Raw genomic sequence first — 23,267 nt, 5'->3', positions numbered from 1 at the left:
ATGTTACATGGAAAATTTCGCTGGATTACCATTATGGCCATCACTGCGATGTTCATTGCGACATTGCTGGCGGGTTGCGAGCTTCAGAAAGATAAGCAAGAACCGAATAGACCCGAACCGTTTACGCTGAAGGCAATGTTATTCGGTAAAGAAACGAAGGATATGAATTTGGTGTTGCAGGAATTCGAGAAACGGACTCAGGATACATTAAATATGAAGCTGGATATCGAATGGAATGAATTGCCGGATCATATATCAAAATCAAATCTGAAGATTGCCACTGGAGAAGAGGTCGACATGGTATTTGACGCCAAATGGACCGGCAACCTCGTTCCGCTTATTCATCAGGGAGCTTATCAGCAGCTTGACAAGTATTTCAACAACGATAATTATCCCGGACTTAAGAAAGCATTTCCGCCTGAATTTGTGGAAAGCAACAAGATCGGGGGTCACAATTACACGATTCCACTGACCGAATTCCTGAATGACATCGAAGTCATCTACATCCGCAAAGATTTGCGCGAGAAATATGGATTGCCCCCTATTCAATCGTATGAAGATTTAAAACGGTTTTATGACAAGGTGCTGGAGAATGAAAAGGATATGGTTCCTCTAGCGCTAATGGGTGGTAACAGAGGCTTCTGGAATATCCTGAAGCCGGATGAGCCAATACGGAATGAGCGCGTGATTACGTTAAACATAACTGGGGCGGGTGTCGAATGGTATGCTTCCTTGTCTCCGGACGGCAAGAAGGTACTCGGCTTGGCGACCTTAGGCGATCCGGACTCGGAGCTTGCCGCTTTTCCGGCTCCTTACAATAACCCTATCAAGCTGTTCGAACCCTATTATCAGTATGCAGAATGGAACAAGTATTTGGAACCGGATGTCCTGAGCCGGAAAGATCCGTCTCCGCTGTTCGATTACGGGAAAGCCGCTTCTGGAGAAGGCATTATGAGTGGAATCGATAGTGAGACAAAAAGGCTCAAAGAAACACTCCCGAATGCAGAGATCGAATTTTTCGTTTATCGAGCATGCAAACGCAATATGCAGGCGGGATGCATTCCGACGGATTACCGGGCCAATAATTCCATAGCCATTCCCGTTACATCGAATCATATTGAACGGACGATGGCTTTCTTGGATTGGTTGTTCCGCGATCCGGCTAACCATGATCTGTTTCAGTACGGTATCGAGGGAAAGCACTGGCTGCCGGTTGGCGATAGGCAGTACAAGTCGCTTGCGGATAGCATCAATTACAACTTTCCAGGCTACGAATTGACTTGGAATCCGACAACGGCGCGTTTAAATGCGGACTTGGATGACTTTACGAAGAAATTGATTGAATATGCTTCAAAGCCGGAAAGTTATGTATACCAAAGGTTAGGACTCTTTGAATTCAACAACGATCCTGTTAAGAGTGAAGTGGCACAAATCCAGCCGAGGTGGAACGAATTTTTTCAAGCTGCCAATGTCGGTGCATATCCTAACTTGGGAGAAGAAGCAACAAAGCTGAATGTGGAGCTTCGTGGATTAGGGCTTGATGTCATCCGTTCGGAGTTGAAAAGTCAGCTCCAAGCTTACTTGGACAGCGGTGGAAAGTAAAATAAGCAAGATGCGAAACGGGAGATGCCTTCTGTTTTCGCATCTTTTTCTTTTTTTGAAGGTTAAATCGTGGCTTTTTACACAAATTGTTGATTTTTACCTAGGGGGGAAATGTCTATTTTGCTCATTTTCGTGCTAATTAAGGTGTTCAAACCAATGTGGAATTGACATATTGGTTGTAGGAGTCAAGCGAGAGGGAAGCAGAGGAGTCGTGAGCCAGAACATCACGATGACTGAGCTGAGCAACCTATTTTACTTTAACGCACGAAGGAGAGGTACATGCTAATGAGACGGAACACACACGCAGAAATAACCCATGTAAAGAAGCCGGATGCAGAGGGCTTGCTCACCAGTATCCCAAAAAATCTGGTAAGCGAGCTCTTTAAAAACAAAGCTTTGTATTCCATGGCGATACCGGGAATCATCCTGATTTTGCTTTTCAACTATTTTCCCATGTTCGGACTTTTAGTCGCTTTTAAAGATTTCAATTTTGCCGGCGGCATCTTTGGAAGTCCTTGGGCTGATCCGATTTTTCGAAACTTCGAATATTTGTTCACATCAGGTTCAGTGGTCAGGGTTACGTTGAATACGCTGTTTTTAAATGCGCTATTCATTACTTTTGGCGTAGTGTTTCAGGTAACGCTTGCGATCATGTTCAACGAATTGGCGGGGAAAAATTTCAAGAAAATTACGCAATCGATGATGTTTTTGCCCCATTTTATGTCGTGGATTCTAGTTGGCGTTATTGCTTATAATTTGTTCAGCATCGACACGGGATACATCAATTCAGTCCTTAGCAGTCTGGGGCAAGACAAGATGAACTGGTATGCGACTCCTTGGGTATGGCCCATTATCCTTGTTTTGTTTTATATTTGGAAATCAACAGGGTATGGCATGGTTTTATACCTTGCAGCGCTGGTGGGCATCGACCCGTCCTATTATGAAGCGGCTCAAATTGATGGCGCCAGCAGATGGCAGCAAATTCGCTATATCACGATTCCTTTCCTGACACCTACGATCATCGTGCTTGTGCTGCTGCAGGCAGGAAGAATTATGAACGCCGATTTCGGCATGTTCTATTCGCTAGTTGGCGACAATGCCGCAATTTTCAGCACTGGAGATGTCATTGATACGTTCGTATTCCGCAGTTTGCGGCTCAACGGCGATATCGGCATGGCTTCCGCTGCAGGCTTCTACCAATCGGTCGTTTCATTTATCGTGATTATACTATGTAACAAACTGGCAAGAAAATACAGCTCCGAATCAGCATTATTTTAGGCAAGGAAAGGAAGGTTTTCGGTGGCAGCAAATGTTAGCAAGGGTTTCATGTATCTCATCATATTGACTTTCGCCTTATTTTGTACGCTTCCCTTTATTATGGTGGTAAGCAGCTCGCTGACGAGCGAGGATTCGATTCTGCAATATGGCTACAACTTATTTCCTCGAAAATTTGATGTATCGGCTTACCATGTGCTTTTTATCGATGCGTCAAGAATTATAAGCGGCTACAAGGTTTCCATCATCGTAACAGTTGTCGGAACGTTCGCAAGCTTGCTCATTACTTCGATGCTCGCATATCCGATTGCTTTGAAAAGAGTGAAATACCGGACACAACTCAATGTGTTTACGTTAATTACCATTCTTATCTCCGGCGGTATTGTGCCTTGGTATATTGTTTGCATTAAGTATTTGCATCTGCAGGATAGTTTATTTGCGCTGATCGTGCCTTATTTATGCCAAGCATGGAATGTCTTTTTGCTCAGAAGCTACTTCCAGAACATACCGGAAGAGTTAAGCGAATCCGCCAAAATAGACGGCGCTGGCGAATACCGCATCTTCTTTCAAATGATCGTTCCGCTGTCGAAGCCGGCGCTGGCAACTGTAGGCTTATTTATCGCCTTGGCGTACTGGAATGATTGGTGGCTTGGATTGATGTTGCTGAATAAGGTTGAGCTTCAGCCTTTGCAGTTGCTGCTCAGAACGATTCAATCCAACGTTGAATTTCTTGCAACCTCCCAGCAAGGAGCCGAAATCGTCAGAATGACGGGCGGCAGGCTGCCTGGAGAGGGACTCAAAATGGCCACTGCCGTGATCACGATCGGACCCATCATCTTCGTGTACCCCTTCGTACAAAGGTTTTTCATCAAGGGTCTGTTGATTGGCGCAGTGAAAGGATGAATACAAACGGCTTTGCCGTATGTAGATAAATGAATTTAAATTCTGGGGAGGAAACAACAAGATGAAAAAGCTACAAAAAAACATTGCAGTTGGCGTATCTGTGCTGATGCTTGGCTCTATGCTGGCAGCGTGCGGTAAAAGCACTGACAAGCCTAAAGTCGAAGAAAGCAGCAAACCAGCGGCAACAGATGCAAAGAAAGAGCCGCTCAAAGAAGTCACACTGAAAATTTTCGTGCCTGGCGATGACCGCCCGGCAAAAGCAGAAGTGCTGAACGCGCTTTACGAGAAAACGAAGGACAAGCTGAACGCCAAGTTTGAACTTAACTTCGTACCGTTCTCCGACTACAAAACCAAGCTGACGTTGATGTCAGCATCCGGAGACAATTATGATGCAGCCTTTACAGCTGACTGGTTTGGATATGCCGACATGGTGAATAAAGGCGCTTTCCTTGGTCTAAACGACCTGATGCCGAAGTATGCGCCGGATATTTACAAGTTCTACAAGGACAACAACATGCTTTCTTCGGCTACCGTTAAAGGTCAGATCGTAGCAGTTCCGTGGACGAGAATTAAGACATCGAAGCCTGTGTTCAGTTACCGTAAAGATATTGCAGACAAATTGAACGTACAGCCTGGGGACTTGACGACGATTGAAGGCATTGACACGTTCTTGACGGCCATCGCCAAAGGCAACCCTGGCATGACGGTGTTTGATATGGCTATGCGCGGAGCAGCCGGAGATATCGTTCCTCTCCTTAACGCTAAGTATGAAATGTGGGATATGGGCTTCAACACGCTTTACATGGATCTGAATGACCCGAACAAAAAGGTAGTTCCTTTGGAGCAAACCCCGATGTTCAAGGAAGCAGTAACGCTTGCGAAAAAATGGTATGACAACGGCGTAATCTCCAAAAATGCGCTCGCGGACAAAGAGAACAAGCCGTTTGAAACCGGCAAAGTCTTTTCCGGCAAAGCTATCTATGAAAGTCTGTACGAGAAAACGAACTTTACGGACAAATCGGCAGTTAAAGCGGGTGTAGAAGTATATCCGAGCAAAAAGTTCGCGAGAGACTCGCAAATGAACAATGCGATGGCGATCAACAAAAATGCCGCAAATCCGGAAAGAATGCTCATGTTCATGAACATGCTTACGACCGATAAGGACATCTATGATCTGTTCTTCTACGGCATTAAGGATAAAACGTATACGCTGGATGCGAATGGTGTTGTTGGATTTGCTCCAGGCGAAGATCCGGCGAAGCCGCTGTGGCAAAACTGGAACAACTGGGGCTTTTACAGAGATGCGTTCACTAGAGCGACAGCTACGAGAGATGTAGAAGCGGTCAAAAAAGAGAAGGAATTTGTAACTCGCCCGAATATTGTGTTGTCTCCAATCACAGGCTTCACACCTTCACCAGACGTAATCAAGACGGAACTGTCGAAGAGACAACAAATTACTGACGAGCAAGGCAAGCTGCTTTTGTCCGGTATCGTGAAAGGCGATGTCGATGCGGCAATCAATGAGTACATCCAGAAACAAAAAGACGCAGGTCTTGACAAGATTCTTGCCGAGATTCAGAAGCAAGTTGATGAATTCGCTAAATCAAACAAGTAATTAACAAATAAGTAGATCGACGTGGTAGAGGCTGATCTGGACCATGCGCTCTGGATCAGCCTCATCACCATTTTAATATTACGAGAGTGGGGGTTGTAGGTTCGATATATGATGAACTTTTGGAAACCATTTCGAGCAATCCAAATTAGCATGCGAGGAGGAGGAGGAACACATGATACGTAAAACTGCACTTTATTTCGGAAATCTGTGGAGACGATTGCTGACGGTGGTGGCAGTAGCGAGTATGATTACGTCGCTGATTCCAATTTGCGCGGTTTCGGCTACTACTATAGGCACAGGCTATACGGTTGAAATTTATGACACGATTACCAATGGCTTTACCCACCCGGGTGTGGGTTTGACCAAGGCCACGCTTGAAACGATGAGAGCGGAGGTGTTAGCTGGGAAAGAACCCTGGTATTCCTATTATCAAGCAATGACTGTATCTTCAGCAGCTTCGAAAACGGTTACATCTAGCAATCAGAGTTCTACGGATCAGACGAAGCCGGCCATCGACGCATTTGACAGCCAGGGCTTTAATTCAAAATTTATAGCTGATGGTTTGAAAGCGTATACACAGGCGCTTATGTACTATATAACAGGCGATGAGGTTTATCGGGCAAATGCGATGCAAATTATCCGCATTTGGTCTCAGATGGATCCTGCGAAGTATGTATATTTTACGGATTCGCATATTCATACGGGCATTCCGCTCAACCGGATGGTAACGGCGGCAGAAATCTTGAGATATACGAGCTACCAAACTGCATCTTTGCAGTGGACGGCTCAAGATACGACGAATTTTACGAACAACCTGATTACGCCGGTAATAGAAACCTTCATGCATGATAACAACCATTTCATGAACCAGCATAACTATCCGATATTGGGTGCTATGGCGGGTTATATCTTTACCGATAACAGAGATAGATATAACGAAGCTGTCGAGTGGTGGACTGTTAATAAGACGGCCATTGATCAAGGCTTCAACGGTTCAATTAAGCAATTGTTCCGATTGGTTGATACGAATGCAGTGACAGGCGAATCTGTCACGCCGCATGTTCAGCATGTGGAGATGGGACGCGACCAAGCGCATGGCAGCGGCGACTTGACGAATGCAGCCATCACATCGCGGATGCTGCTTGCCCAAGGCACCAAGGTAGATCCAGTGGAAGGAACTGTATCTACGAATAGCGATGCTGTAGGGCCGTATGAGTTTTTGAATGATCGGATTTTAGCGGCCGCCGATTATTTCTGGCAGTATATGCTCGGCTATGACACGCCGTGGACGCCAGTGGCGTATTCCATAGCTCCCGATGGTACGATTAAGGACACCTACAATCAGTTTGCAACCGGTTACAGAGGAAGATTTAATACTGCTAATTTCTGGGACCTTTATTACTACTACACATATGTCAAAGGGGTTAATGTAGCTGAGAAGGCTCCACATTATTATGAAGCTTTCACAAAGAAGCTCCCATCCAATTTCTACTACCAAGGAAACCTCAATATGAACTGGGATGGTGCAGATGGCGGCGGAGACTTCTGGCTGTATTTGCCGCAGGCGGCAGAGGTTGACGGGGCGAACCTTCTTCCTAAGCCCGAAGCAAGCGGTTCGTTGATCGAAATCGAAGATCGCTACACCACGTTAGACAATAATACGTCTGCTATGCTAGAAGGATCTACTTCTTTTGTCAGGTTCAATGCAACGGACACGGGAAGCAAAATTGCTGTTCCTTCTGCGTCCACGAACAATAAGACGATTGGATTCAAGGTTCGGACCAATGGCGCAGCCAAATTGGAAATGAACCCGGGAATAAACGACACATTGACGTTGCCCGATACGAAGGGGCAGTGGGTCTATGTAACCTATACGATGGGCAATCTCCAAAGTTTGGGCGATATGGTTTATTTGAGTGTGAAAGGACCATCTGGCACTACGGTTGACATTGACCATCTGAATGTCGCTGCTGGAACGCAATTGACGCCTCCGGCATATTAATCAGGTAATGTGGATGCGAATATCTTTTCCTATGTCGGGGCGCCAATCAGCATTGATTTGTCCGCTACGGATTCAAATAGCACAGAGGTAGTTGCTTATACAAGCACAGCTTTGCCGCAAGGCGCTGTACTGAATGCGACTACCGGTGCATTTTCCTGGCAACCGGCGCAAGCGGGCACGTATTCTTTTACGGTTTCGGCTTCTGACGGCACAACTGCTACAGCCAAGAATGTCCATATTGTCATCACCAATGACCGTGCTTCTGCTATGCAAGCAGCGATAGCGGTATATGATCCAAACGCCATTTATACGACAGCATCGCTTAGTAAGTACCAAGCCGTTTATAATGACACACGGAGTCAAATGAATGTTGCGAATGATAACGCTTTCACTGGGCAATTGCAAACCTTAAGGACGGCAGCCGAAAGTCTTAAGTTGGTAACACCTGTGTTAAAACTTGACGGGAGCCTCGATTATCACGATATTGTCACATCGTCAACGACTGGTACCAATATCGTCAATCTCGTCGATGGCGATAATACGACAGGTACTTCGTACGTGCAGGCGGTATTCCCTGATTTGTTCCATATCTTCGATTTTGGTCCCGAATATAAAGTTTCGGCCACAGCTTTCGGTCTTCAAAGTAATATTTTTGCTGACCGTCTGGCGGGATCTGCGGTATTTGGCTCCAATGACGGGGACAATTGGACGCAGTTGACGCCTCAGCTTGCAGCATTCACCCAAAGCTTCCAAACACTGCAAGTGGACGATGCGTACAAGAATGCCAAATTCCGATTTATCAAAGTACAAATGGTTCAGCTACAGCCTGATATAATCCATAATCTTATTCAAAAGTTGTTTGAGATGACCGAGTTTAGAATCTATGGCCAGCGCTATGAAATTGGCAATAAAATTGACTCTGTATCGATCGGTTCAGATCAAAGCGTTAGCAGCAAGATTACGATCGGCGATACGGCCAAAGTAACGATCAAGGCAAAAGAACCTATTCAAAATGTCAAGGTCAGCATTCAAGGTGTAAATGCTGCAGTTAGTACGACAGACAACATCAACTGGACGGCCGTTGCAACGATGGCCAGCAACGTGTCAATCGGCAAAATTAAATTTGCGATTGACTATCAAAAGAATGACGGAACGAATGGAGAAACCGCGTATTCGACGACTGACAACTCCATGTTGTTCCTTGTAGACCGCACCAAATTTGTAAATGTTCCCATGTTGGCAACCGTTACAGCTTCGGATAAACAGTGGCCTGGCAACGGCTTGTCGGCGGATCAGGTAGGATATTTGCTGTTTGATGGCAACACGTCTACTTACGGCGACTTGAATACCGCTTCGGGTTCGTATTACACGATCGACTTCGGAGCAGGCGCAACGGTGAGTTTGAGCGATATTGCGCTCATGCCAAGATCAACGGCGAGCGGAAGAATGAACGGGCTTGTCGTTCAAGGCTCGAACGATAATGTCAACTGGACTGATCTAACTTCAGGTGTGAAAGGAACGGTATCCGGCGTATGGACCTTTTTCAAATCTGCTGAATTGCTTGATCACAATACATACCGTTATGTGAGATTGTTTAATACCGCTTCTTGGAGCGGCAACGTAGCGGAAGTTGAATTCTATGGCGATTATCAAGCATCGGCTGCAACGCTCGCATCCAAAATCACGAGCATTCCGACACCTGCAAGAGCTGCGACAAGCATTACGATGCCGAATGTTCCTGATGGCTATTCCATCGCGATCAAATCCGCATCGCCAGCAGGAATTATTGGCACAGACGGAAAGATTACAACTCCTGACTTTGATTCGTTAGTGAACGTAGTATTTACGGTAACGAAGCTGGCTGACGGCACGACAGCAGATACAGGCAGTATCACAACTTTGGCAACGGGTAAGTCAACCGCACCCAAAATTGATGTCAAATCACTGGCAACCACCGTTACCGCCTCGGATAAACAATGGCCTGGCACCGGCTTGTCGGCGGATCAGGTAGGATATTTATTGTTTGACGGCGACACGACCACAGCCGGAGACTTGAATACCGGCCCAGGTTCCTATTACATTGTTGATTTTGGAGCAGGCAATTCGCTTAAGCTGAACGAAATTAAGCTGATGCCAAGGACAGGGAATAGTGCCAGAATGAATGGTCTCGTTATCCTGGGCTCCAACGACAATGCAACTTGGACGAATCTTACTCAGCCTGTTATTGGAGCGGCCGAGGGGACTTGGACCGATATCAGGCTTGATAAAATTATGAATAATCAGTATTACCGCTATTTGAAAATCTACAACAGCATCACATGGTTCGGCAACGTAGCGGAAGTTGAGTTTTATGGCGATTTTAACTTTGATGTAAATTCGAAAGTCGTTGCGCCGGACGGCTATACGAATCTGAGCTACTATCTATACCAGCAGGAAGTAAACCGGATCAAAGCGGCGTTGGCCGAGCCGGGAGCTGACAAAATGGTTCTTCTCTCCCAACTCATTCAGGCTCGATCGCTGCTGGTGTCTACAAGTACGCTTACAGCGAATCAAATCGCCGTTACGCAGTCGATGGTGAATGCCTCGTCAAATCTGTGGCCTGGAACAGGCACAACGCAGCAGAATGGATGGCGTGCATTCGATGGCGATATAAGCACATCGCCCGATACGACATCGAACCCAAGCTGGATACTTGTTGACTTTGGAGCAGGTAATCCAAAAGTCATTGGCAGCGTTAAATTTTATCCGCGAAGCGGGGATGCGACTCAAATCCAGCGCATGAACGGAGCGATTCTGCAAGGCTCCAATGATGGAACGAACTTTGTTAATCTGTATACGATCAACAACATCAACACAGCGCAGTGGTATACGGCTGCCATTAACAACAGCACAGCTTTCCGTTATTTCCGCTATTACACGGCTACAGGAAATGCAAATGTGGCGGAACTTCAGCTTTATCAAGTTTCAAAAGACAAAACGCTGCTTACGTACTTGCTGGCTCAAGCGGATGCAGTTGTTGCAAAATATTACACTGCAGACAGCTATACGCCGTTCCCGTCAGCGGTAACGAATGCGAAATCTGTCGCTGCCGACACTAACGCAACTCAAACAACAATTGACGCGGCTGCGAGCAGCTTGCTGTCGGCGCTAAATGGATTGGTATATGTACCGGGCTTGCCGGTCATGGCTCCTGTCGCCGACCAGAACATCATCGCAGGCGACAAGGTTCACTTTACAGCGCAAGTGTCGAACGGCGTTTCCGGCGTTACTTATGGAGCAACGGGCTTACCGGAAGGCGCTACGTTTAACGCAGCTGCGCAATCGTTCGACTGGACGCCGGTGAAAGAACAAGGCGGCGTGTATACAGTCACCTTGAACGCTACAGCAGGCGGTCTTACTTCCGAGCGCAAGGTGAAGATTACGGTAAAAGGTTTGCCGACCATTGCTGCTGACACGACTGTCACAACGACGGCAAAGCAGGCGTTCAGCTACCAGGTGAGCGCATCCGATCCGTCGGGCGCAACACTTTCGTACAGTGCAGCGAATTTGCCGGCAGGCGCGACATTTGACACGGCGAAGGGCACTTTGACTTGGACACCGGGGCAAGCGGATTACGGCAGCCACCCTGTCACGTTTACGGTCAGCAACGGCAGCTTCTCGGTTAGCCAGACGCTGAACATTCAGGTCAAGCTGTACGTCATTCCGCCTGCAGGCTACACGCAAGGCAGCTATTACACTTACTTGGACACGGTTGCCACGATTGAAGCGAAGATGCAGCAAACGGGTGCCAATATGACGCAGCTTGCTGCCGATCTTACGCAAGCGGAAGGGTTGCTGGCTTCCACAAGCACACTTACGTCGAGCCAAATCACAGTGACGCAATCGATGGTCAATGCATCGACGAATCAGTGGCCTGGCACAGGCACAACGCAGCAGAACGGGTGGCGCGCGTTCGATGGCGATTTAACAACATCGCCCGATGCGTTATCCGCATCAGCCTGGGTGCTGGCAGACTTTGGCGCAAACAATAAGCAAGTGATTGGTACCATCAAGTTCTATCCTAGAAGCGGCAATATAGGCAGGATGAACGGGGCGATCTTCCAAGGCTCCAACGATGGAACGAACTTTGTTGATCTGTATAAAGTAGGCAGCCTCAGCGTTTATCAGTGGTACACGGTTGCGGTAACTAACACTACGCCGTTCCGTTATTTCCGCTACTATACGCCAAACGGATTTGCAAACGTTGCGGAAATCCAACTTTATCAGCCTGTGAAAGATAATACGCTGCTTACGCTTCTGCTGAACAAATCAACGAGTCTGTCAGCTAGCCAGTACACGGCGGACAGCTATGCAGCGCTTCAGACAGCAGTAACGGCGGGTCAAGCTGTATTGAACAATGTAAATGCCACTCAGGCGGATATGGATTCTGCATCGTCGAACCTGAAGACAGCACTGAATGGCTTGATCTATCTGATTTCGGCATCCGTAGACCCTGCTGTGCCGAACGGATTGAACGGTTGGTATACACTACCGGTTACCGTCACGCTTTCGACTTTAAGCAGTGCGGAATACAAGTTGAACAACGAGACTACATGGCATACCTATACGGCGCCAATTGTATTGGATCAGGACGGCATTTATACCGTCAGTTACCGATCCAAGAACAGCGCCGGAACTACCGGAGCCGTGCAGACGACGGCGGCTGTAAATATGGATAGAACAGCGCCGGCAGATATGAGCTTCGCTATGGTAAATACGCAGGACAATACTCATATTGCCGTCACAATCATCTATCCTGCCGACTCTGTGGTGAATGAGTACAAAGTGGGCGCAAACGGCGACTGGACTGCTTATTCTGCTCCGATCGTTGTTGGCGATAGTGAAACGGTATACGCAAGAGGAAAGGATGCTGCAGGGAATGTATCAAATGAGGTTCATGTTGTCACAAGCCTTATCGATATGATTCCGCCAGCGGACGCTGCACTGTCGGCTGACATTACGACTCCGACGAACGGCAACGTTAAGGTGACGATCACCTATCCGGCAGATGCTGCTGTGATTGAGTACAAAGTAGGCGATAATGGCACGTGGACAGCTTACAACGCTCCGGTAGTCATTGACTCTAATGATACGGTGTATGCAAGAGGAACGGATGCTGTAGGCAACGTGTCGAATGTGACGAGCTACACGGTCAGCAATATCGATCATATCGCGCCTGCCGATGCAACCTTGGCTGTCGATACGACAGATCCGACCAATCAAGGAGTCGCCGTAACAGTCAGCTATCCGGCTGATGCAGCGGTGAAGGAATACAAAGTGGGTGACAGCGGCACATGGACAGCATACATCGCCCCAGTCGTTGTTTCCGATAATGACACCGTCTATGCAAGAGGAACAGATGACGTAGGCAACGTCTCCAATGTAACTAGCATTACAGTCAGCAACATTTATAAAATTGCCCCTGTAACAGCCGCAACGTTAAGTCCGGCTGCGCCTAACGGCAAGAACAGCTGGTACACGACGGATGTTACGGTAAGCTTATCCGTAAGCGCGAATGTATACGGAGGAGCTGTGACAACCGAATACCAAGTGAATGACGGTGCTTGGATCACCCTCACCGGTTCCATTCCAGCCTTCGGTGAAGGAACTTATAAGTTCGGTTACCGCAGCAAGGATCAAGCAGGCAATGTCGAACAACTCAAAACCGTCGAGTTTAAGGTTGACAAGACGGCGCCATCATTAACCGTCCAATTAGATAAAACGTCGATTTGGCCGGCAGATCATAAAATGGTGACGGTCAATGCCACGCTGAATACGAGTGATGCTGCATCGGGCGTTGAATCCGTGGTGTTAACGTCCATCACGAGCAATAAACCGGACAGCGGTCAAGGCGATATTCAGGCAGCTTTCGGCACTGCCGCCACTTCGTTTAGTCTGCGTGCTGAGAAATCGCGCATCTATACGATCACCTACACGGCAACTGACAAGGCGGGCAACAAAACGGTTGCTTCCGTAACTGTGACCGTGCCTCATGATCAATCTGGTAATGGGCAATAACAATCAATCTAGGAATCAGGATCAGTCAGGAAATCATTAAGCATAATCATGTTACGGGAGGATGGCCTTAGCGCCCTCCTCCCTATAAAAACAGTAAGATTCTCGATATCAATCACTAATTCCCAATAGTAGGATAGACAGCGAGGGAGGTGAAATATGCCAAAAGTATCGATGACTCAGGAATATGATGGAAATCAGTAAAAGCCGCAAACGACGTTTAACAGGAGGATGTGACTCAGAGAAACTTTATCCACAAATTCTATTTTAGGAGGAATCCATTATGTTGAAACGTGCTCATAACTTATACAGGTTGCCATTTCACCTCATATGGATATTGTTATTTACAATGATTTTCTCTACCTTGCCGATAAGTTCGCGTCCTGCTTCCGTTCACGCCGCAACCACTTATGTGCATCCGGGCATGCTTCATACCCAAAGCGATCTGGATCGCATGAAAACGAAAGTGGCCGCCGGGTCTTCGCCGTGGATCGATGAATGGCATCTGCTACAGGACAACAGCCTTGCCTCTTCTACGTTTTCTACGACCTACTACAGCACTGTGTGCAGGGGAAGCAGCGATAGCTGTCCTAATGGCCAAGTCGGGAATCAGGAATTGATGGACAGCGGCTCAGCAGCCTACTTGAACGCATTGGAATGGTACATTACCGGCAATCAATCTTATGCCAACGAGGCTATAGCGATCTTGAACGGCTGGTCGAATACGTTGACCTCCATTCAAGGCAGCGATGCGATTATTGCTACCGGCTTGTACGGCTACAAATTTTTAAATGCGGCTGAAATCATCCGCTATACGAATGCCGGATGGCAGCAATCCGATATTAACAAATTCTCAACGATGATGACGAACGTCTTTTATCCCATTACCCAAAATTTCGCGTCACTGAACAGAAACGGTGCGGTAGATGCGCTGCTCATTCTTTTTAATATTTGTTACGGGGTTTGGAACAACGACGATACATCCTATAATGCTGCGGTAAACTATTACAAAACCGGCGCAGGAAACGGTTCCATCTCTCATTTCATTCAGTCGGACGACGGGCAAACGCAAGAAGCCGGACGTGATCAGGCTCACAATCAATTGGCTGTCGGTATGCTTGCCGATGCTGCCGAAGTAGGCTTGAACCAAGCTTCGGTGAACGCCAATGGCGCCGACATGGTTTCCTATCCCAACAGCACATATGCGCTGTTGAAGGGAGCGGAATACACGGCCAAATATAATTTAGGTTATCCCGTACCTTTCGTAAGAGCGCTGAGCGCAGATGGGACAGCTGCTTATACGCAAATTTCCTCGCAAACCAGAGGGCAATTCAGACCGATGTATGAGCAGATTTATAATCTTTACCATAATAGAGTGGGTCTCGCCGATACATCGATGCCGTTTACCAAGCAAGTCATCAATACCCTAAAGCTGGAAGGCTTCGTTTCCGATCATCCCTCGTACGGAGGGCTTCTGAACGCGCAGGACACACGAACCGCTCCGCTTATTCCAAACGTGGCGATCAGCCCTGTGAGTCTGAACAGCTATGTCGTGACCGCAGCCAATGGGGGGGCCAATCCGTTAATTGCCAATGTAAACCGCTTCAATGCGGACGGTTCTTACAACATTGGCACACAGGAAACGTTTGCGATGGAGTATCAGGGAAATAAAACGTATTCGTTCAAGTCGTTGATTAATAACAAGTACGCGTCCGCAAACAACGGCGGCTCGGCCTATCTCATTGCCGACAGCGCCACGAGAGGCACGGCTCAGCAGTTCACTGCAGTGCTAAATGGTTTCAAGTCCAATGTGAATAACTTGTACTTGAATACGGATAGCACTAGCCAAATAGCGGCTACAGCGTCAGGAATCAGTTCGGATAGCCAGCGGTTTGATATTTTGCCGCAAAGAGCGGCGATCACCTCAACCGATACTCCGACGACAGCGTCGAATTTGGCGGCTAGCGTAATCAATAATACCCAGATGATGCTTAATTGGACGAAATCCACGGACAATGAGGGTGTGATCGGCTACAAGATTTACCGAAACGGCACCCAGGTAGGAACGGCCTATACAAATTCCTATACCGACACCGGACTTTTTCCTGCAACAGCCTATAGCTATACTGTGCAAGCTTATGATGCAGCCGGGACGGTATCGGTGCAGAGCAATACGGCGAGCAATACGACGGCAGGCACGAATCTGGCCGTTTACAAAACCGTGACAGCCAGCAGTACCACAGAATGCTGCTCTTGGTCCAGCACGTCAGTCACCGACGGACAGGAAGCCTCCGTAAGCGGCGCCTTGGGCTGGGCCAGCAACAGCTCCTTTGGGGCCAATCATACGGAATGGGTGCAGGTAGATTTGGGTGCGAGCAATACGATCAGCCAAGTGACCCTATTCCCGCGAAATGACGATATTAATGGAGGGATGGGCTTCCCGATTAATTTCAACATCCAGGTGTCCGCAGACGGAACGAACTGGACGACCGTGATGACGAAAACGAATTATCCGTTTGTGAACGGCGGGCAAGCGTTTACATTTGCGCCCGTACCTGCCCGATATATACGAGTAACCGGCACGAATCTGCGAACGAATCCGAACGATTCGAATAATTACCGGATGGTGCTTGCAGAAATCGAAGTGTACCAACAGATTGCAAGCGGCAGGACCTATAAATTGGTAGCGCGCCATAGCGGCAAGCTGGCGGGCGTGAACGGAGGTTCGCTGTCCGACGGCGCAACTGTTGTCCAACAGACTGATAGCGGAAGCAACAGCCAGAAGTGGATTATTACCGACCTTGGCACCGGCTATTATGAAATCAGCAACGTGAACAGCGGAAAAGCGATGGATGTCAGTGGAGGATCAACAGCAGACGGCGCGCAAATTATTCAATGGACGTATGGTGGGGGAAACAACGAGCAATGGCAATTTATCGATGTAGGCAACGGGTATTTTAAAATTATTGCCCGCCATAGCGGGAAAGGGATGAACGTCGCAAATAACTCTACGGCAGACGGCGCGCAAATTGTCCAGTGGCCGTATGGCGGCGGCAACAATGAGCAATGGGCGCTGATTGCAGACGCTACGGACAAAATCCAGATTGCGCCTTCCATGGTTACAGCCTCGACGAATCAATATCCCGGCACAGGCACAAAGGGTTCTAATGGATGGCGCGCGTTCGATGGCGATCTGAGCACTGCAACCGATGCTACATCCAACCCGAGCTGGATCCTCGTAGATTTTGGCCCAAACAATCAGCAAGCCATCGGAAGCGTCAAGTTTTACCCAAGAAGCGGGAATGCCTCGCGCATGAACGGAGCAATCCTTCAAGGCTCGAGCGATGGAACGAACTTCGCCGATTTGTATACGATAAGCGGTATCACCAATTATCAATGGTATACGGCTACGATAACCAACAATACGGCTTTCCGATATTTCCGTTATTATACGACAACAGGATTTGCGAATGTTGCGGAGCTTGAGTTGCATCGTTAAGAGGGGGAAATATCAGTGAGGCTGATTATCGGATCAATCTCGACAGCTTTTTGATGTTACTTATGAAAATTAAAGTTTGATAATCTCCAGTAATTAATGACGTATAGAAAATTTGAAGTTTACGTTACCGAACCTTGTACTCATAATTGAATGGAGAATGATGAAGAACTAACATTCATCAGTGGGCTTTGGTCAAACAGTAAAGAAAGAAAGAGGCTGTCCCAGTACCCAATGGGATAGCCTCATTTCTTTGCAATCAACTATGGATGAATTGACGCCGACATAACCAATCGGCGGCGCGTAAAGGAAAGTGATGGGAGGAGGGGACCATGAAAGATCATGTTCGCATAGAAGATAAGCAAGGTGAATATTCCATCCTGCTCATTAATAAAGGACAGACCCACCTGATGGACTAACGACAACACTTTAACGACGCAAAAGACTATGCCTTTTATTTGGCTCGTAAGATAAGGCTGGAAGTGTTCTATCAAGAAAGGCAAATAAGCTGAGAATGTTTGACCAAACAAAGATAATAAGAAAGAGGTTCTTATATGAGACGATTGAAAACCTACCCGACACTACAGGATGTTCCCAAACGTGATGATTTTTCGATTCGAGCCCGCATCCCTGACGGTGAGTGGATTGATGTAACGGTATATGAAGTTAAGGTGGACATGCATAACGTCCGGCAAGCATCAATGGCTTACTTTGATATGAAGGGATCTGTCGAGATTGAAGTTGTTTGCCGTTTTACAAATATCCAATCGGTTGCTATCCGTCCGCTCTCCTTCGATATACCTTTCGAACAGAGAGGGGGCACGATCTCCTTTATTCTCGAACAACCACGCATGCTCTCGATCGAAGTTAACGGAGACCGATTCCGCAATCTGCATCTGTTCGCGAATCCGATAGAGGAGAATGCGCCCAGAATGGATGACCCGGATGTTCTTGTCGTGAAGCCAGGCATTCACAGGATTGAGCATATTTTGCGCCCGGCGACCCAAGGCTCCGTTGAGAATGATTGGAATGAGCCTAATGTCATCTATTTCGCCCCAGGCATGCATTATATTGAAGAAACGATTTTCCGCATACCCTCCGGCAAGACGGTATATATAGACGGCGGAGCCGCAGTGGTCGGTTCCTTGGTTTGCGATAACGTGCAAAACGTCACCATCAGCGGCAGGGGAATGATCTACCTATCTGATTTCCACCGATTATCGGCGTTTCGCGGTATCCGCATCATGAATTCCCAATTTGTTTCTGTTGAAGGAATTATGACAGTTGATGTACCGCATTACAGTATATATATCGGAGGTTCGGATCACGTTAGCATCCGGAACTTCAAAACGTTCAGTACCAGAGGATGGTCGGACGGCATCGATATGATGGCCAGTTCTAATATCGACATCGACAGCATTTTCATGCGAAATTCCGATGACTGTATCGCCATTTACGGAAGCCGGTGGGATTATCGCGGCGATAGCCGCAACATCCGAGTGCGCAATGCTGTGTTATGGGCTGACGTAGCTCATCCCATCATGATCGGCATCCATGGCAATCACCATGGCAGCGGTGATACGATCGAAAATATTCTCTTCGAGAACATCGATATTCTCGAGCATCACGAGCCCCAGCCGAATTATTGGGGGGCGATGGCTATTAATGCCGGCGACAATAATATCGTCCGGAATGTAACTTTTGACGGAATCCGGATAGAGCCATTTGAGTTAGGGCAATTATTTGACATTCGCGTAGTGTGGAATCCGGACTATAATCCAATTCCCGGGGGCCGGATTGAAAATATCCTGTTCCGCAATATTGAATATACCGGTGGAACACCCAACCCATCCCGGATCTACGGCTACGATCCAGAACGTATCGTTGACGAGGTTACTTTTGAAAACGTGCGGATCGGTGGAGAACTTGCGACCGGGACGAACAGTTCCGACTTCGACATCAACCCGTTCACGAATAATATCCGATTTATAACAACACAAAAGAATGAATCGTGAGGAGAGGAACAGAAATGACTGAACGATAGATCATCAAGAATCCCCTGCTTCGGGGTGCAACCTGGATCCGTACATGTTGCGGGTTGGAGACGATTATTACATCGCAACGTCCACCTTCGAGTGGTTTCCGGGAGTGGCGATTTACCATTCCCGCGATTTGGTGACTTGGCGGTTGCTGACCTATTCGCTTTCGAGCGGAAAGCAGCTTAATCTCGTCGGCGTACCGAGCTCCGGCGGCATTTGGGCGCCTAACCTGACTTATCACGAAGGCACCTACTTCCTGCTGTATACGAATGTCGTGAGCCGCAAAGGCGTATTCAAGGATTCACACAACTACCTGATTACGGCTTCCGATATTCGCGGTCCGTGGTCCGAACCCGTTTACTTGAACGCCAAGGGTTTCGACCCAGCCTTCTTCCATGACGATGACGGCAGCAAATGGCTGATGCAAATGCGCTGGGACTTCCGTACGGGCCGCCCGCGTTTCAGCGGGATTATCATGCAGGAATACGATCATGCGGAGAGAAGACTAGTCGGCGAGGAGCGGGTGATCTTCAAAGGCACAGAGATTGGCGTCACCGAAGGACCGAGCATGTTCAAGAAAGACGGCTGGTATTACTTGATTACGGCGGAAGGCGGCACCGGCCGCAATCACGCTGTGACCGTCGCACGCGCTCGCAGTCTGGAGGGACAGTTCGTAACGATGCCGGGCAACCCGTTGATGACGACCGCGCAGAATCCCGAGCATCTGATGCAAAATGCGGGTCATGCGGCTTTTGTGCAAACGCAGAACGGAGACTGGTACATCTCCCATCTGGCGGTTCGCGAGCTTTCCGACGGAAGGCGCCTCAACCCGCTCGGACGCGAAACCTACATCCAGCGGATCGTATGGATGGAAGACGGCTGGCCGAGACTTGAGAGCGGCGGCAAGCTTCCGTCGCTGGAGGTCGAAGCGCCGCCACTGGTGTCTCATCCGTTTTCGGCAGCGCCGGAGCGCGATGATTTCGATGCCGACGAGCTCGATATTCATTTCAGCACGCTTCGGACGCCAGTGGAGGAAAGCTGGCTCTCCTTACGGGAGCGACAAGGTTATCTTCGCTTGCGCGGACGGGAATCGCTGCATTCCTGGCATAAGCAGAGCATTGTTGCTCGGCGTGTGCAGCATTTCCGCTTCGAAGCGGAAACGTGCGTCGAATTCGAGCCGCAGACATTCATGAATATGGCCGGACTTGTTTTGTATTATGACGAGCAATTAAAGTTATTTGTTAGAAGTGGGCGGTATAGGAACTCGTTAATTGGGTCCTTATACCGCCTGTTTCCATTTTTAATTAAGTTTAAATAAAGGGTGTTGAAAGAACTGCCTCAAATCGTATCGAGGTTTGACCGCCGACGTGTGACCGAGCACCGCGCGCTGGGAGGCGCACGCGGTGCGGAAAGCAATAATTTTGATAATATATACCGCGTTTCATCTAATTTGGCTACCGCGGTAATATTACGTATATATAAATGGTGTTTTGGCTACAAAGTAGTTAAAGTAATTTATTTTAATATTATTCAAAAAGGTGATATTATGACTTTTCGCTTAAGGCCAAGAGTAGGTGAGAGTTTACGAGGATTAGTAACAAGACTTGCATCAAAATATAGATACTCTTCTTCTACCTTTCTATATAAACACTTAGGATTAATGAGGGGAAAACATCCTGAAAAACTATTTATGCTATTAAATGATATTCCATTAAGTAAACTTGTAACTCAACTACGTGTATCTGAAACAACGTTAATAAATCTATCTTATAAAAATGAATTGAAAAATTCTTCATTAACCCTGACAGATATTACTTATCTAAATCAATTTGTATTCCATAGTGATTATACACAAATATGCCCTTTATGTTTTTCTGAGGGTGAGTATTTTAGGAAAATATGGGATTTGAAAATTATAACAAGTTGTCATCTACATAAAGTATTATTGATAGATAAGTGTTCTAAGTGTAATGAATTGATTTCACCATACAATGTCTTGATAAATAAGTGTTCATGTGGCCAAAAATATCATGCAAATGAAATAATTCAGGCTCCGCATATTGAGATGGATAAATTAATAAATGATAAATTAGTTAATTGTTCTGAAATAGAATGTAATGAAGTGTTTAGGGATATGGATTTTTTAAGTCTTATTAATTTGATAGAACGTATTTCTTATTGTGTTAGTAGCTATTGTTACGAAAATAAAATTAAAATTTATATGATGGATACAATTATTAAGAATGAGGTGTTTAATCGTACTTTTAACATTTTTAAAGATTGGCCAATAAGTTTTTATGAATTTTTAAAACAAATTAAAGATGTTAAGAAAGGCACTGATTCAAAAGGTATTGTTAGTGGGTATGGAAATTTCTATCATAACCTTTATAAGAATTTATCTGGTAATCAGTACGAGTTTATTAGAGAGCAGTTTGAGCTTTTTTTATTTGAGAACTGGCAAGATGGGATTTTAGGTAAAGCATTATTAAAAAGCATTTCCAGTCAAGTGAATTCGTATTTTGTTTCTGGAGTCGAAGCTAGTAGAAGACTAAATGTAGAATATAAAAAAGTATTATTTCTAGTCGAGGAGAAAGAGATAGAAGGTGTAATAATATTAAAGAAAAGTAAAAAATCTATTTTAGTTAAGACATCAAGTATAGAAGATTACAATAATATAAAAATTGCCTGGACAACTAAAGAAGTAGTGAGAAAATCACTTGGTTTAAGCCATCGCTATGTAGATGAATTAGTTATGGCTGGTTTAATTAAAGGTGAGTGTATTTTTAACTCTATTGGAAAAAAAGAGTGGAAATTCTTAAAGAAGGGTTTGGATTGCATTATAAACTCTTTTCAAGAAAATATAACGGAAGGTTTTGATAAAACGATTGATGTTTTTACATTTGCAGAATTATTAAAAGAATCTCGTCTCAGAAGGATAAAATTAAGTTCTTTTATAAATAAAATTAAAGAAAGAGAAATAAGAGTAATTGAGGTGATTCAAAATATTGATCTTGGGTTACAGCGTTACGGCTTTTTTAAACATGAAATAATTAATTGGATGTACGAGGTCGAGATGCGTTCAATATTAAGTATTAGACAAGCAGCGAGTATTTTAGGTGAAAATATAGCATCTGTTAAGCATTGGGTCGAAGTTGGCATTATTGAAAGGGATTTATCAAGCAAAGCATTAAAGACAACAAATAAATCAATTGAAAAATTCATTGAAAATTATATAACTCTCGCAGCGTTGATAAAATGTAAGAATACAAACTCTAAGCGAGTTCTTTTAGATCTAAAATTATTAAATATTGAACCTGTAGTTAGTCCAAATATTCTAAATGGAAAAAATTCTGGCTATTTGTATAGAAAAAGTGATCTTGATAATTATTTGATCTAGATGCCTCTTTAATGTTTAGGATTCTACATTAAGGGGAATAATGGATATTAAATAATTCATTTAGCGAGGGGAAATAATTCATATGTTTACTGATCTTAAAGAGGGTTTTGAAAAGTTTATTAATAGTTCTTCATCTTTCATGTTCGTTGATGGTGTTACCGGCATTGGAAAGACGTTTTTTGCTAAGCAAATAATAAAGGAATTTAATACTATTAGTAATGGGGAATCATTGATCTTGTATACGCATGCCCCTTATATTGATAACGAAAAACACTTTATATCTTCATTATTACGAGATGAGATATTCTTGAAAAATAATGTCTCCTTACCATATCTGAAGAATATATTATTATCTAAACTATCAACTTGTAAATGTTTAGTGATTGACGATTCTCAAAATCTTTTACAATCATATAGATTATTAAAAAATCACTTTTTGTTAATGTTGTGGCTCATAGATGAACTTAATATCAAGGTCATGTATTTAGGTACATATCCATTTCAGCCTGTATTAGAAGAACACGATACAATACGCAGAAGAAGCATAACATATAATTTGATAGCATCTTAGTTTTGCATTAAAAACACGGATCCCTAAATGGGGATTCGTGTTTTTTTGTGGGAAAATCATAATTTTGCGACATTTCAAAGTACAATAACTGTGCTAAGCGACAAATCATCATACAGAAAGCGCCAAAATCAAATTACAAATACATTTGATTATGTATTTAGAAAACGACAAAACAAATTACAATTATCATTTTTTTTTTTTTCTACGACGGCAAGATTAGCAAACGCACTGTGCGTCCCATAGGTTTTCCAGGCTTTCTAGGTACTTTTCTGGGTCTCGTCTAAATCGTTTACGTTTTACGCTATCTTGTAAG

11 protein-coding genes are annotated in these 23,267 nt (G+C 45.6%); all 11 read left to right on the top strand.

Going from position 1 to position 23,267, the window contains the following annotated elements:
* The 11 genes from AC58P7_RS10785 (at position 1) to AC58P7_RS10735 (ending at position 22,954) form a co-directional block, all read left to right on the top strand.
* On the top strand, positions 1-1,602 hold the full coding sequence (locus AC58P7_RS10785) for an extracellular solute-binding protein (RefSeq protein ID WP_497342600.1): 1,602 nt from the start codon (positions 1-3) through the stop codon (positions 1,600-1,602).
* A gap of 285 nt (positions 1,603-1,887) precedes the next feature.
* Positions 1,888-2,880, top strand: coding sequence for an ABC transporter permease (locus AC58P7_RS10780; RefSeq protein WP_497342599.1), 993 nt, complete (start codon positions 1,888-1,890; stop codon positions 2,878-2,880).
* Positions 2,881-2,901: 21 nt separating this feature from the next.
* Entirely contained in the window at positions 2,902-3,780 is an 879-nt protein-coding gene (locus tag AC58P7_RS10775) for a carbohydrate ABC transporter permease (protein ID WP_497342597.1), read from the top strand.
* Between the two features lie 61 nt (positions 3,781-3,841).
* The gene (locus AC58P7_RS10770; protein ID WP_497342595.1) at positions 3,842-5,395 is read left to right on the top strand and encodes an extracellular solute-binding protein; all 1,554 of its coding nucleotides are present in this window, start codon (positions 3,842-3,844) and stop codon (positions 5,393-5,395) included.
* Positions 5,396-5,567: 172 nt separating this feature from the next.
* Complete coding sequence (locus tag AC58P7_RS10765) at positions 5,568-7,397, top strand: alginate lyase family protein (RefSeq protein WP_497342593.1); 1,830 nt, start codon at positions 5,568-5,570, stop codon at positions 7,395-7,397.
* Positions 7,398-7,406: 9 nt separating this feature from the next.
* The gene (locus AC58P7_RS10760) at positions 7,407-13,454 is read left to right on the top strand and encodes a galactose-binding domain-containing protein (protein WP_497342591.1); all 6,048 of its coding nucleotides are present in this window, start codon (positions 7,407-7,409) and stop codon (positions 13,452-13,454) included.
* A 280-nt stretch (positions 13,455-13,734) separates the two neighbouring features.
* Positions 13,735-16,950: an RICIN domain-containing protein gene (locus AC58P7_RS10755; RefSeq protein ID WP_497342589.1), complete on the top strand. Its 3,216-nt coding sequence runs from the start codon at positions 13,735-13,737 to the stop codon at positions 16,948-16,950.
* 551 nt (positions 16,951-17,501) lie between these two features.
* Complete coding sequence (locus tag AC58P7_RS10750) at positions 17,502-18,962, top strand: glycosyl hydrolase family 28 protein (protein ID WP_497342587.1); 1,461 nt, start codon at positions 17,502-17,504, stop codon at positions 18,960-18,962.
* A gap of 73 nt (positions 18,963-19,035) precedes the next feature.
* Positions 19,036-20,304 (top strand): glycoside hydrolase family 43 protein, encoded by a 1,269-nt coding sequence (locus AC58P7_RS10745; RefSeq protein WP_497342585.1) that lies wholly within the window; start codon positions 19,036-19,038, stop codon positions 20,302-20,304.
* A 6-nt stretch (positions 20,305-20,310) separates the two neighbouring features.
* Positions 20,311-22,383 (top strand): TniQ family protein, encoded by a 2,073-nt coding sequence (locus AC58P7_RS10740; protein ID WP_497342583.1) that lies wholly within the window; start codon positions 20,311-20,313, stop codon positions 22,381-22,383.
* A gap of 82 nt (positions 22,384-22,465) precedes the next feature.
* Positions 22,466-22,954, top strand: coding sequence for a P-loop NTPase family protein (locus AC58P7_RS10735; protein ID WP_497342581.1), 489 nt, complete (start codon positions 22,466-22,468; stop codon positions 22,952-22,954).
* Positions 22,955-23,267 lie beyond the last annotated feature (313 nt).

Source organism: Paenibacillus sp. J22FR5 (assembly GCF_059691975.1).
Note: the sequence above shows the minus strand (reverse complement) of the source record. Positions and strands in the feature narration are given on the sequence as shown.

Coding starts and splice junctions, on each gene's coding strand:
- AC58P7_RS10735 (WP_497342581.1), top strand. CDS start 22,466: ATGTTTACTGATCTTAAAGAGGGTTTTGAAAAGTTTATTAATAGTTCT.
- AC58P7_RS10770 (WP_497342595.1), top strand. CDS start 3,842: ATGAAAAAGCTACAAAAAAACATTGCAGTTGGCGTATCTGTGCTGATG.
- AC58P7_RS10755 (WP_497342589.1), top strand. CDS start 13,735: ATGTTGAAACGTGCTCATAACTTATACAGGTTGCCATTTCACCTCATA.
- AC58P7_RS10745 (WP_497342585.1), top strand. CDS start 19,036: ATGTTGCGGGTTGGAGACGATTATTACATCGCAACGTCCACCTTCGAG.
- AC58P7_RS10780 (WP_497342599.1), top strand. CDS start 1,888: ATGAGACGGAACACACACGCAGAAATAACCCATGTAAAGAAGCCGGAT.
- AC58P7_RS10785 (WP_497342600.1), top strand. CDS start 1: ATGTTACATGGAAAATTTCGCTGGATTACCATTATGGCCATCACTGCG.
- AC58P7_RS10765 (WP_497342593.1), top strand. CDS start 5,568: ATGATACGTAAAACTGCACTTTATTTCGGAAATCTGTGGAGACGATTG.
- AC58P7_RS10750 (WP_497342587.1), top strand. CDS start 17,502: ATGAGACGATTGAAAACCTACCCGACACTACAGGATGTTCCCAAACGT.